This is a genomic window from Pseudomonas sp. YQ_6 (assembly GCF_043103245.1).
Lineage (GTDB): Bacteria > Pseudomonadota > Gammaproteobacteria > Pseudomonadales > Pseudomonadaceae > Aquipseudomonas > Aquipseudomonas alloputida.
The window spans coordinates 1-12953 of the sequence record NZ_JBICJR010000006.1 but is presented as its reverse complement, the minus strand read 5'-3'; the positions used below and the strand labels follow the sequence as shown (position 1 = coordinate 12953).

At 62.6% G+C, this 12953-nt stretch carries 10 protein-coding genes; 7 read left to right on the top strand and 3 right to left on the bottom strand.

What is annotated here, in order from left to right:
- The first annotated feature begins 288 nt into the window (after nt 1–288).
- From secA to ACF8FG_RS01795, 4 genes are all read left to right on the top strand, one after another.
- Entirely contained in the window at nt 289–3024 is a 2736-nt protein-coding gene (gene secA, locus ACF8FG_RS01810; RefSeq protein ID WP_076402237.1) for a preprotein translocase subunit SecA, read from the top strand.
- A gap of 182 nt (nt 3025–3206) precedes the next feature.
- Nucleotides 3207–4424, top strand: a complete 1218-nt coding sequence (gene argJ, locus ACF8FG_RS01805; RefSeq protein ID WP_010952461.1) for a bifunctional glutamate N-acetyltransferase/amino-acid acetyltransferase ArgJ — start codon at nt 3207–3209, stop codon at nt 4422–4424.
- A 155-nt stretch (nt 4425–4579) separates the two neighbouring features.
- Nucleotides 4580–5212 carry a glutathione S-transferase family protein gene (locus tag ACF8FG_RS01800; protein ID WP_014592274.1) on the top strand — a complete coding sequence of 211 codons (633 nt, stop codon included), beginning with the start codon at nt 4580–4582 and terminating at the stop codon, nt 5210–5212.
- Nucleotides 5209–6153, top strand: coding sequence for a Nudix family hydrolase (locus ACF8FG_RS01795; protein WP_014592273.1), 945 nt, complete (start codon nt 5209–5211; stop codon nt 6151–6153). Before ACF8FG_RS01800 ends, ACF8FG_RS01795 begins: the two co-directional genes overlap by 4 nt.
- 136 nt (nt 6154–6289) lie before the next feature.
- Here ACF8FG_RS01795 and ACF8FG_RS01790 read toward each other — a convergent pair whose 3' ends face one another.
- From ACF8FG_RS01790 to ACF8FG_RS01780, 3 genes are read right to left on the bottom strand one after another with little or no spacing between them, the layout of a single operon-like run.
- On the bottom strand, nt 6290–6856 hold the full coding sequence (locus ACF8FG_RS01790; protein ID WP_014592272.1) for a cob(I)yrinic acid a,c-diamide adenosyltransferase: 567 nt from the start codon (nt 6854–6856) through the stop codon (nt 6290–6292).
- 1 nt (nt 6857) lies between these two features.
- Nucleotides 6858–8888, bottom strand: a complete 2031-nt coding sequence (locus ACF8FG_RS01785; protein WP_014592271.1) for an ATP-binding protein — start codon at nt 8886–8888, stop codon at nt 6858–6860.
- Between the two features lie 37 nt (nt 8889–8925).
- Nucleotides 8926–9843, bottom strand: a complete 918-nt coding sequence (locus ACF8FG_RS01780; RefSeq protein WP_014592270.1) for a putative 2-dehydropantoate 2-reductase — start codon at nt 9841–9843, stop codon at nt 8926–8928.
- Between the two features lie 100 nt (nt 9844–9943).
- Between ACF8FG_RS01780 and ACF8FG_RS01775 the strand changes: the two genes are divergently transcribed.
- The 3 genes from ACF8FG_RS01775 to ACF8FG_RS01765 all read left to right on the top strand — a co-directional run bounded on the left by ACF8FG_RS01775 (nt 9944) and on the right by ACF8FG_RS01765 (nt 12837).
- A complete protein-coding gene (locus ACF8FG_RS01775) occupies nt 9944–10429 on the top strand; it encodes a YajQ family cyclic di-GMP-binding protein (protein WP_003251890.1) in 486 nt (161 codons plus the stop codon).
- A gap of 116 nt (nt 10430–10545) precedes the next feature.
- The gene (locus ACF8FG_RS01770) at nt 10546–11388 is read left to right on the top strand and encodes a mechanosensitive ion channel family protein (protein WP_003251892.1); all 843 of its coding nucleotides are present in this window, start codon (nt 10546–10548) and stop codon (nt 11386–11388) included.
- Between the two features lie 207 nt (nt 11389–11595).
- Nucleotides 11596–12837: an MFS transporter gene (locus tag ACF8FG_RS01765; RefSeq protein WP_014592268.1), complete on the top strand. Its 1242-nt coding sequence runs from the start codon at nt 11596–11598 to the stop codon at nt 12835–12837.
- Nucleotides 12838–12953 lie beyond the last annotated feature (116 nt).

Sequence of the window (12953 nt, the reverse complement as noted above, 5' to 3'; positions counted from 1 at the left end):
AGGGTTATCGATACCTCGTAGGAGCGGGCTTGCCCGCGAAGAGGCCGGTACGGGCGACACAAGATAGGAGTCATTCTCGATACGTTTCATGATCCCGGGCCTTGAACTCAGGGAAAATGCCCCTATCTAAAACAGGCCCCCGCCAAAACGCTGTATCAGCATCGTGGAAATCCACCACTTTCCTCACCATCGTTTCCGGGTAGAATGCTCGTTCGCATGCGGCCTATGGGCTGCACGGGCGACTCATGGGGCCGCCCTCCATCCCTACGTGTGGAAGATCCTGCCGATATGTTTGCGCCTTTGTTAAAAAAACTTTTTGGAAGCAAGAACGAGCGTGAAGTCAAACGCATGCTCAAGACGGTGAGTATCGTCAATGCCTTCGAAGAGAAGATGGTGGCCCTCTCCGACGAGCAACTGCGGGGCAAGACTGCAGAGTTCAAGGAGCGCCTGGCCAAAGGCGAGACACTGGACCAATTGCTGCCCGAAGCCTTCGCCGTGGCCCGCGAGGCCGGCAAGCGCGTAATGGGCATGCGCCATTTCGATGTGCAGCTGATCGGCGGCATGACCCTGCACGAGGGTATGATCGCAGAAATGCGCACCGGTGAAGGCAAGACCTTGGTCGGTACCCTGGCCGTCTACCTCAACGCATTGTCCGGCAAGGGCGTGCATGTGGTCACCGTCAACGACTACCTGGCGCGCCGTGACGCCAACTGGATGCGCCCGCTGTACGAATTCCTCGGTCTGTCGGTCGGTATCGTCTCTGCCTTCCAGCCGCCGGAAGAAAAGCGCGCCGCCTATGCGGCCGACATCACCTACGGCACCAACAACGAATTCGGGTTCGACTACCTGCGCGACAACATGGCGTTCAGCCAGGACGAGAAGTTCCAGCGTGAACTGAACTTCGCCGTGATCGACGAAGTCGACTCCATCCTCATCGACGAAGCGCGTACCCCGCTGATCATTTCCGGTCAGGCCGAGGACAGCTCCAAGCTGTACATCGAGATCAACCGCCTGATCCCGCGCCTCACCCAGCACATCGAAGAGGTCGAAGGCCAGGTCACCCAGGAAGGCCACTTCACCATCGACGAGAAGAGTCGCCAGGTGGAGCTGAACGAAGCCGGTCACCAGTTCATCGAAGAGATGCTGGCCCAGGCGGGCCTGCTGGCTGAGGGCGAGAGCCTGTACTCCGCGCACAACCTGGGCTTGCTGACACACGTCTACGCCGGTCTTCGCGCACACAAGCTGTTCCACCGTAACGTCGAGTACATCGTCCAGGACGGCCAGGTTCTGCTGATCGACGAACACACCGGCCGTACCATGCCGGGCCGTCGCCTGTCCGAGGGCCTGCATCAGGCCATCGAGGCCAAAGAGAACCTGAACATCCAGGCCGAGAGCCAGACCCTGGCTTCGACCACCTTCCAGAACTACTTCCGCCTGTACACCAAGCTGTCCGGCATGACCGGTACCGCCGACACCGAAGCATTCGAGTTCCAGTCGATCTACGGCCTGAACGTGATGGTCATTCCGCCGAACAAGCCACTGGCGCGCAAGGACTACAACGACCTGGTGTACCTGACCGCTGACGAGAAGTACGCCGCAATCATCGCCGACATCAAGGAAAGCATGAAGCTGGGCCGTCCGGTGCTGGTAGGTACCGCGACCATTGAAACTTCCGAGCACATGTCCAACCTCCTGAAAAAGGAAGGGATCGACCACAAGGTGCTCAACGCCAAGTATCACGAGAAGGAAGCCGAGATCATCGCGCAAGCAGGCGCGCCCGGTGCACTGACCATCGCCACCAACATGGCTGGCCGTGGTACCGACATCCTGCTGGGCGGTAACTGGGAAGCCGAAGTGGCTGCCCTGGAAAACCCGACAGCCGAGCAGATCGCCCAGATCAAGGCCGACTGGCAGAAGCGTCACCAGCAAGTGATCGAGACGGGTGGCCTGCATGTAATCGCTTCCGAGCGCCACGAATCGCGCCGTATCGACAACCAGCTGCGCGGCCGCTCCGGTCGTCAGGGCGACCCGGGTTCCAGCCGCTTCTACCTGTCGCTGGAAGACAGCCTGATGCGCATCTTCGCCTCTGACCGGGTGAAGAACTTCATGAAGGCACTGGGCATGCAGTCGGGCGAGGCCATCGAGCACCGCATGGTCACCAACGCTATCGAGAAAGCCCAGCGCAAGGTCGAAGGCCGCAACTTCGACATTCGTAAGCAATTGCTCGAATATGACGACGTCGCCAACGAGCAGCGCAAGGTGATCTACCACATGCGCAACAGCCTGCTGGCCGCCGACAACATTGGCGACACCATCGTCGAATTCCGCAAGGAAGTCCTGGACGCTACCATCAGCCAGCACATTCCGCCGCAGTCGCTGCCAGAGCAGTGGGACGTAGCCGGCCTGGAGGCTTCGCTGGCCAGCGATTTCGCCATCAAGTTGCCAATCCAGCAATGGCTCGACGAGGACGATCACCTCTACGAAGAGACCTTGCGCGAGAAGCTGCTGAACGAGATCACCACTGCCTACACCGAGAAGGAAGACCAGGCCGGTCTCGAGGCCCTGCGAACCTTCGAGAAGCAGATTCTGCTTCGCGTACTGGACGACCTGTGGAAAGACCACCTGTCGACCATGGACCACCTGCGTCATGGTATTCACCTGCGTGGTTATGCGCAGAAGAACCCGAAGCAGGAGTACAAGCGCGAGTCGTTCAGCCTGTTCCAGGAGCTGTTGGAGTCGATCAAGCGCGACACCATCCGCGTGCTGTCACACGTACAGGTTCGCCGCGAAGACCCGGCCGAAGAAGAAGCCCGCCTGCGCCGCGAGGCCGAAGAGCTGGCGAGTCGCATGCAGTTCCAGCACGCCGCTGCACCGGGCCTGGGAAGTGAGCAACTGAGCGAGGAGGGTGCCGAAGTAGCGGTAGCCTCGGCGCCAGTACGCAATGACCAGAAGCTGGGCCGCAACGAGCCGTGCTGGTGTGGTTCGGGCAAGAAGTTCAAGCATTGCCACGGTCAGATCGAGTGATCTGAACCTTACGTTGTACAAGCCTGGGGTCGCTTTGCGGCCCTTTCGCGACACAAGGCCGCTTCTACAGGTACCGCGCTCGTCCATGAACGGGCGCGATCCTTGTGGGGGCGGCCTTGTGTCGCGATGGGGTGCGAAGCGGCCCCTTTTTCGACATCATCGTTTTTTCTAGGAGCGCTCTAATGGCTGTTGGTCTTGGTCCTTTGCCCACCCTGCACCCGGTTCCGGGTTTTGAACTCGGTATCGCTTCTGCCGGTATCAAGCGCCCGGGGCGCAAGGATGTGGTGGTCATGCGCTGTGCCGAAGGCTCCAGCGTGGCTGGCGTGTTCACCCTCAACGCCTTCTGCGCAGCGCCGGTGATCCTGTCCAAGCAGCGTGTACAGGGCACCGTGCGCTACCTGCTGACCAACACGGGAAATGCCAACGCCGGCACCGGCGCGCCAGGCCTGGCCGCCGCCGAGCGCACCTGCGCCAAGCTGGCCGAACTGGCTGGCGTACCGGCCGAGTCGGTACTGCCGTTCTCCACCGGCGTGATTGGCGAGCCGCTGCCGGTCGAAAAGATCGAAGGCGCGCTGCAGGCCGCCCTCGACAACCTGTCGGAGAACAACTGGGCTGAGGCCGCTACCGGCATCATGACCACCGACACCCTGCCCAAAGGGGCCAGCCGCCAGTTCCAGCACGATGGCGTGACCGTCACCGTTACCGGTATCAGCAAGGGTGCAGGCATGATCCGCCCGAACATGGCGACCATGCTGGGCTACATCGCCACCGACGCCAAGGTGGCGCCAAAGGTACTCAAGGACCTGATGCTGGACGGCGCCAACAAGTCGTTCAACCGCATCACGATCGATGGTGACACTTCGACCAACGATTGCTGCATGCTGATCGCTACCGGCAAGGCCGACCTGCCGGAAGTGACCGAAGCCAGCGGCGCGCTTTTCGAAGCGCTGAAAAAGGCCGTGTTCGAAGTGTGCATGGAAGTGGCCCAGGCCATTGTCCGTGACGGCGAAGGCGCGACCAAGTTCGTGACCGTGCAGGTCAACGGTGGTGGCAACCACCAGGAGTGCCTGGACGTCGGCTACGCCGTGGCCCACTCGCCGCTGATCAAGACCGCGCTGTTCGCTTCCGACCCGAACTGGGGCCGTATCCTCGCTGCGGTAGGCCGTGCCGGTGTACCGGAACTGGATGTAAGCCTGATCGATGTTTACCTGGACAGCGTTTGCATTGCGAGCAAAGGTGGCCGCAGCCCGAGCTATACCGAAGCGCAGGGTTCGGCAGTGATGGCCCAGGAAGAGATCACCATCCGAATCGAGCTGGGCCGTGGCCAGTGCAGCGAAACCATCTGGACGACCGACCTGTCCCACGAGTACGTGAAGATCAACGCCGAGTACCGTACCTGATCTACTGATCCGAAGGCCTCTTCGCGGGCACGCCCGCTCCCACAGGTGTTGCAATGCCTGCAGGAGCGGTGCGGTCCCTGCAGGAGCGGGCTTGCCCGCGAAAGGCCGCGCAGCGGCCTGCGGGTTTTGCAATACAAACCTGATGGAGCCGAACCATGAGCTATCACCTGATCATCGGCGACAAGCTGTACTCCTCCTGGTCGCTGCGTGGCGCCCTGGCCCTCGAGCTGGCTGGCGTGCCCTACGAAGAAACCCTGATCAAGCTGAACCAGCCTGATACCCGCCAGCGCATCCTCGCTTTCTCCTCCACCGGCAAGGTGCCGCTGCTCAAGAGCGAGCACGGTGTGATCGCTGACTCGCTGGCCATTGCCGAATACCTCAACGAACGCCACCCCGAAGCCCAGCTGTGGCCTGCCGATGTGGCGGCGCGTGCTCAGGCCCGTTCGGCCTGTGCGCAGATGCATAGCGGCTTCTTTGCCCTGCGCGGCGCCATGCCGTTCGACTTGTCGCGCGACCAGGCGCTGGACAGCGTGCCGCTGGACGTACAAATCGACATCGACCGTATCGTTGCGCTGTGGTCCGAATGCCGTCTGGTGGCCAAGGACAGCGGCCCGTTCCTGTTCGGCAAGCCAAGCCTGGCCGATGCCTTCTTTGCCCCGGTAGCCGTGCGCCTGCGCACCTACCGCGTAGAAGTCCCCGCCGAGGCGGCAGCCTACATCGAAACCATTTATCAGTGGCCAGCCTTCCAGGCATGGCAACAGGCAGGCCTGGAGGAGCGTGAAGCGTGAAACGGATTCATGTAGTGGCTGCCGTCATTCGCGGCGCTGATGGCCGTATTCTGATCGCACGCCGTGCCGATACCCAGCACCAGGGCGGCTTGTGGGAGTTCCCCGGTGGCAAGGTGGAAGAAGGCGAAAGCGTCGAAGTGGCGCTTGCCCGCGAGTTGCGCGAGGAGCTGGGCATTGAGGTAAGCCATTCGCGTGCGCTGATCAAGGTCAGCCATGACTACTCGGACAAGCAGGTGCTGCTGGACGTGCGCGAGGTCGAAGCGTTCACTGGCGAACCGCATGGTGCCGAAGGCCAGCCGCTGGAGTGGGTTGCCCCGCGCGATTTGCCGCAGTACGAATTCCCCGAGGCCAACAAGCCGATCGTCGCCGCTGCGCGCCTGCCGGACCAGTACCTGATCACCCCGGACGGCCTGGAAGTGCCGCAAATGCTCAAGGGCATCCAGAAGGCGGTGGCCAATGGTATTCGCCTGATCCAGTTACGTGCCCCGGACATGTACGACCCCAAGTACCGCGACGTGGCGGTGGATGCGGTCGGGCTGTGTGCGGGCAAGGCGCAGCTGATGCTTAAAGGGCCACTGGAATGGCTGGGTGATTTCCCGGCGGCCGGTTGGCACCTGACGGCCGCGCAGCTGCGCAAGTACGCCGCCAGGGGCCGGCCGTTCCCCAAGGAGCGCTGGTTGGCGGCATCCTGCCACAGTGCCGAAGAGCTGGCGCTGGCTGAGCAGATGGGGGTGGACTTTGTCACCTTGTCGCCAGTGCAGGCTACCCAGACTCACCCTGAGGCGGTGCCGTTGGGATGGGATGAGGCGCAGCGGTTGATTGCCGGGTTCAACAAGCCGGTTTACCTGCTGGGTGGGGTAGGGCCGGGTGAGCGCGAGCATGCTTGGGAAGCCGGGGCACAGGGCGTAGCCGGGATCCGGGCTTTCTGGCCCGAGGTTTGAGTCCCCTGTAACAGGGGCCGCTGCGGGGCCCATTCGCGGGGCCCGCTCCTACAGGAAACTCACAAGCTTCAAGCCTGCTCGAAACCTGTGGGAGCGGGCAAGCCCGCGAATGGGCTGCAAAGCAGCCCCAGAAGTATCAGCCTTTCGGTTTCTCTGCGGGCTGCCACAAAACCTCAGCCACCCCCTGGCGCCGCCCGATGATCCGCGCCGCCACGAACAATAGATCGGAAAGCCGGTTGATATACGCCAAACCAACGCCTTCCAGCGGCTCCATGGCATTCAACTGCTGGCACCGGCGCTCTGCACTGCGCGCCAGACTGCGGCACACATGCGCCTGCGCCACCAGCGCCGAACCACTGGGCAGAATGAAGTTCTTCAGTGGCCCCAGCTCTTCGTTCCACACATCGATGGCCGCCTCCAGGCGTTCCACTTCCGCCAGGTTCAACGCCTGGTAACTGGGCATCGCCAGCTCGCCACCCAGGTCGAACAAGCGGTGCTGACACGGCGCCAATACTGCGGTCACTTCATTCAGCCCGTGCTCGGCGAGCCCCGCCAGCAGCAACCCCAACTGGCTGTTCAGGCTGTCCACCTCGCCAATCGCTTCGATCCGCGGGTGGTCCTTGGGCACCCGGCGGCCGTCGCCCAGGCCGGTTTCGCCTTTGTCGCCGGTGCGGGTATAAATCTTCGAAAGGCGGTAGCCCATGTCATTGCTCCGTTCTGGCCGGCACCGCCGCTGCCGGCTGGGTGAGGGGCAGGCGTAGGGTAAAGCAGGTGCCTTGGCCTGGCGTGGATTGCACTTCCATCTGCCCCTTGTGGTTGTTGGTGATGATGAAGTAGGAGACCGACAGGCCCAGGCCGGTACCCTGGCCGATTTCCTTGGTGGTGAAGAACGGCTCGAAGGTGCGCTTGCGCACCGCCTCGGGCATGCCGACGCCGTTGTCTTCGACCTGGATTTCGGCCCATGGCGGGCTTAGCCGGGTGCGCAGTGTGATGCGTCCGGGCTCGCTGGGTTGCGGGCGTTGGTGGATGGCCTGGGCTGCATTCTTCAGCAAGTTGAGCAGTACTTGTTCCAGCTCGTTGGCGGTGCATGGCACCGGCCCCAGGTCGGGGTCGAACTGGCGCACGATGGCTTGCCCCTTGAAGTCGAAGCCGATGGCCAGATCGAAGTCATTGCCGGCAATTTCAAGCGCCTGATCGATCAGTGCCGGCAGCTCGCATGGCACCAGCTGGCGGTTGCTGCGGCGGCTGAAGCTGAGCATGTGGGTGACGATCTTCGCCGCCCGGGCGCCGGCCTGCTGAATGCCGTCGAGCAGTTGCGGCACCTCGCGGCTGTCCAGGTAGCGGTTGATCGTGGCCAGGTCGATGCCCAGCTCTTCGGCCTGTTCCTGGTTGCGCGGCAGGTCGGACGACAGGCGTCGGCGAATGTTCTGCACGTTGTGCAGGATAGCGCCCAGCGGGTTGTTGATTTCGTGCGCCATGCCGGCAGCCAGCCCCCCGACCGAGAGCATTTTTTCTGACTGCACCATCATCTCTTCCAATGACAGACGCTGGGTGATGTCGTCGATACGAATGACCACGCCGCGCCCGCCGCCGCCCGTCAGTGGGTAGAAGGTCAGGGCGTAGTGGCGTAGGTCGTCGCCCTTGGGCCAGGTTACCCGCTCGATCTTCGCCACTCGATGTTTTTCCACGGTTTCCTTCAGTTGCGGGAGGAACGGCTTCAGCGGCTCGAACGCAATGAACACCGGCTGGTTAAGTGCCTCGTCCAGTGGCGTGCCGGAAAGCACCGTGGCTTCGTGGTTCCATTGGGTCACGTAAAGCTGTTCGTCGAGGGCGATCAGTGCCGAGGGCATCGAGTCGATGATGCTGTTGAGGTAGTTCTGAAAACCGGTGAGCTTTTTCTCGATCTTGCTGCGTACCTGTACTTCCAGTTCCAGCTTGCGGTTGGTGTGGCGGGTTTCTTCGGCAAGGCCCTGAGCCTGGTCGTAGGCACTCTGGAACTCGTCGCGGGCGCTCTTGAGCTGCTGCTCGCGGGCCTCGATGCGCGACAGCATGGTGTTGAAGGCCTCGGCCAGGCTGCCGATTTCATCATCGTTGCCGCGTTGGGCGCGCAAGGCGTAGCTCTCTTCGCGGGTAACCTGGCGGCTGAGTTCCTCAAGCTGGTTGATCGGTTGGGTGATCAGGCGTTTGATCTGCCGGGCGATGACGATCCATAGCAGGACACTGAACACCAGGATGCCCAGGCTGGCGCTGAGTGTGCCGGTGTAGAAGGCCGTGGGCAGTTCGCTGCTGGCTACCAGCAGCAAGTGTGCCGGTGGGTTGGCATCGCGGGGGATGCGGATCAACTGAGTGCTGCGAAACTCCATCAGGCGCCAGCCGTCGATGTTGCGAAAACGTTTGGGCAGGGCCAGCGGCTCGCCATGCTGCAACTGCGCCAGCATTCGGCCATCGCCACCGTAGACCGCGGCGGCGCGCAGCGGTGTGTAACTGTCCAGTTCCTTGAGCAGGGCACGGGCGGTTTCCGGGGTGTCGCCGGCGCGGGCTGCAAGCTGAGGATTGGCCACCAGCCGGCCGATGGTCTGCATGGCCTGGGGCGCCATGCTTTCCTGGGTGATCCAGTAGGCGGCGCTGATGAAGGTGAGGTTGGCCATCAGCAAGATGGTCACCAGCAATACCAGCAGGGCCGCCAGCAGCTTCTGCCCGACCGGGAGGTTTTCCAGGCGTTGGCGCAAGGTCATGGGCAAGGCAATGTCCGTATCCGGTTGAAGGGCCGCGTCAGTCGCAGGGCAAACCACGCGCGCGCAGGTTTTCGACCAAGCGCTGCAGCAGGTGTTCCAGCTGCGGCAAGTGCAGGCCATGACGGCCCGCAGCGCGGCAAGCATGGCCGAGCAGGTAGTGCAACTCGGTGCGTCGTCCTGCATGCACGTCCTGGTACATGGAAGAGTAGTTGGCTGCGGTGGCGAGGATTACCCGCTGCACTTCTTCCTCCAGCCCCTCGGCTGCTTGCGGCTGGCCGCAACGGCGCAGCAGTCGGGCCAGTTCGACGCACAGGGCTTGCACTTCACCCAGGTGCCCCAGCAGCCCGCCATTCTGGCAATCGTGAAGCACGGTCAGCGGGTTGATGGCGCAATTGAGCGCCAACTTGCGCCACAGGCGGGTCAGTATGTCTACTGTCCATTCTGCGGGGATACCGGCCTCGTGCAGGTCATCGAACCAGGCGGGGATCATTGGGTTACGTGGGTCGCCCAGCCAGTTGAAGCCATGGCCGGCAAAACGCACCTGCCAGTCCCCCTCGCGGAAGGCGCCTTCGGTGCTGGAGGCGAAGATGCAGCGAGCGTGCGGCACCAGGTCTGCGACTTCATCCTGGCTGCCAAGGCCATTCTGCAACAGCAGCACTTCGGCGCTCTCGGCCAGCCGTGGCGCTAGACCGGCAATCGCCGGGGCAGCGTCATAGGCCTTGCAGGCCACCAGCAGCCGGTGGATCGGGCCTTGCGCTTGCGCCGTTTCGGCAGGTATGGCGTAGTGCCGGGTTTGCTCCTGTTCGACCAGGGTCAGGCCACCGGCCTGCTGATAAGCCTGTAGCCGTTGCCCGTCACGCAGGATCAGGCGCACGGCCTTGCCTGCGCGTGCCAGGCGGCAGGCCCACAGACTGCCAAGGCTACCGGCGCCGAGAATATGCCAGGTGCTGCTCATATGCGTTTCGCAACCCGTTATAATGAGCCCGCATTTTAACCTTCAAACCCAGCGCGCTCCATCTTCAGCCTGAGCGCGCTTTTATTTTGGGAGAACAACCATGCCTTCGTTCGACGTGGTATCGGAACTGGACAAGCACGAAGTGCAGAACGCGGTCGACAACGCCATCAAGGAACTGGACCGCCGCTACGACCTCAAGGGCAAAGGCACCTTCGAGTTCAAGGACAAAGAGCAGACCGTGATGCTCACCGCCGAGGAAGAGTTCCAGCTCGAGGCGATGCTGGAGATCCTGCGCCTGGCACTGGTCAAGCGCAAGATCGACGTGAAGTGCCTGGAAACCAAGGACCCCTACGCCTCCGGCAAGGAAAAGAAACAGGAAGCCAAGTTCCGCGAAGGCATCGACAAGGACCTGGCAAAAAAGATCGTAGCCACCATCAAGGATGGCAAGCTGAAAGTACAGGCCGCCATCCAGGGTGAGCAGGTACGGGTAACCGGCAAGAAACGTGACGATCTGCAGGAAGCCATTGCCCTGCTGCGCACCAAGGAATTCGACATGCCGCTGCAGTTCAACAACTTCCGCGACTGATGCGGGGGTGGCCCGGAACCCCGATGGCCAAATGATGTCCATGGGGGCCGTGGTTGCGTAATAACACGCGCGGCCTGTTCTACCGTGTACTTGCCGCTCGGCATCAGGAGATGAATATGGATTTGAACGCTGAGGTCGACCAGCTCGTCCGCCAATCCCAAACGTGGATCCCTTTGATCATGGAATACGGCAGCCGTGTGCTGCTGGCACTGCTGACCTTGGCGGTCGGCTGGTGGATCATCAACAAGGTCAGCGCCCGCCTCGGCAAGCTGGTTGGCCTGCGCAACGCCGACCTGGCGCTGCAGGGCTTCATCAGCACCCTGGCGAACATCGTGCTGAAGGTGCTGCTGTTGGTCAGCGTGGCCTCGATGATCGGCATCGAGACCACCTCGTTCGTCGCCGCCATCGGTGCCGCAGGCCTGGCCATCGGCCTTGCCTTGCAGGGCAGCCTGGCGAACTTCGCCGGTGGTGTGCTGATCCTGATGTTCCGCCCGTTCCGTATCGGTGACTGGATCGAGGCGCAGGGCGTTGCCGGCACCGTCGACAGTATCCAGATCTTCCACACCGTGCTGCGCACCGGTGACAACAAGACGGTCATCATGCCCAATGGCAGCCTGTCCAACGGCATCATTACCAACACCAACCGCCAGCCGACGCGCAAGGTGGTGTTCGATGTGGGCGTTGACTACGAGGCCGACCTGCAGAAGGCCCGCAATGTGTTGCTGGAGCTGGCAAAGGACCCGCGTGTTCTGCAAGACCCGGCACCGCAGGCGGTCGTGTCGACGCTGGGCGACAGCTCGATCACCGTATCGCTGCGCTTGTGGACCAAGACCTCCGATTACTGGGATGTGATGTTCATGCTCAACGAGTATGCGCGTGACCGGTTGAAAGCCGAAGGGATCGACATTCCGTTTCCGCAGCGGGTTATTCGCGTGGTGCAGGAGACTGCAACGCAGTAATACCGCGTTCAAGCCGGGGCCGCTTTGCGCCCCTTCGCGGGCAAGCCCGCCCCTACGAGGACATACGTGTTTGTAGGAGCGGGCTTGCCCGCGAAGGGGCGCAAAGCGGCCCCAGCTTTTTCCGACCCTGATTACACTTGTTCACAGCAATTTCCAGCCATTTCTGGCATATAGCGTGACCCCGCCCGCCACACCCGATACGCCATCATGAAACCACTGCTGTATATCACCCCTCTGCGTGCCTTGCTGTTCGGCCTGACCCTGGCCCTGTTCGAACTGCTGACCTACCTGGCCAGCGACGCGGTCATGCCGGCCATGCCGGTCGTGGTCAGCGACCTCGACGCCAGCCCCGAATACATTCCCCATGCCCTCAACCTGTACCTGCTGGGGGGCGTGGTACTGCAATGGCTGATCGGCCCGTTGGCCGACCGTTATGGACGGCGCCCGTTGCTGCTGGTCGGCTGCGCATTCTTTGGCCTGGCCTGCCTGGCTACCTTCTGGGTCCAGGACATCGGCCTGTTCAACCTGTTGCGCCTGTTGCAGGGCATTGGCCTGGGCTTTGTGGTCACCGTCAGCTACCCAGCCCTGAACGAGGCTTTCAGCGAGGCTGATGCCGTACGCATGATGGCCCTGCTGGCCAACATCGCCTTGCTGTCGCCCCTGCTCGGGCCGCTGGTGGGCACCTTGCTGCTGCAATGGCTGGACTGGCGCTGGCTGTTCGTGGCGTTCGCCATCGGCGCGGTGCTGGCCTGGCTGCTGCTGTACCGCCTGATGCCGGAAACCCTGGGCGTGGAGCGCCGTGACGGCTCGCGGCTGGCGTTCACGCCGATTCACCTGCTGCCACTGTTGGCGGGCTATGGCCAGTTGCTGGGCAACCGCCGCTTCGTTGCAGGCAGCGCCGCCCTTGGGTTGGTCGGCTTACCGCTGATTGGCTGGATTGGCCTGTCGCCGGTGCTGCTGATTCACGATGAGGGGTTGAGTACCCTGGAGTATGCCTTGTGGCAGTTGCCGGTCTTTGGCGGGCTGATCCTCGGTAACCTGATCATCAACCGTATTGCCGATCGCTACCCGCTGCCAGCCCTGGTGCGTGGCGCGCTCTGGCCATACCTGGCTGGCCTGTGCCTGATGGTGCTGGCGACTTGGCGCTGGCCCAGCGTGACCAGTGTGGTGGCCGGCATGTCGCTGTACGCGCTTGGGTTGGGCGTGGCCAATGCGGTGCTGTACCGCATGACGCTGTTCTCCAGTGAGCAGAGCAAGGGGCTGGTTTCGGCCATGCTGGGGATGATCACCATTGCCTTGCTGGGGCTCGGTGGAGCGCTGCTGGCGATGATTGGCGCCGGCGCCAGCTTGCTGCATTTTGCCCTGGCAGCGGGGGTGGCGGGGGCGTTGGCGCTGTGGCCGCTGTGGTTTGTGGTGGGTGGGCGGCCTGGGGAAGGGGCTGTTGCTTGATAAGCGGTATTGCCTGTGCCGGCCTCTTCGCGGGTAAACCCGCTCCTACAAGACAACGCGGCCTGGCCTCTTCGCGGGTAAACCCGCTCCTACAAGGCAACGCGGCCCGGCCTCTT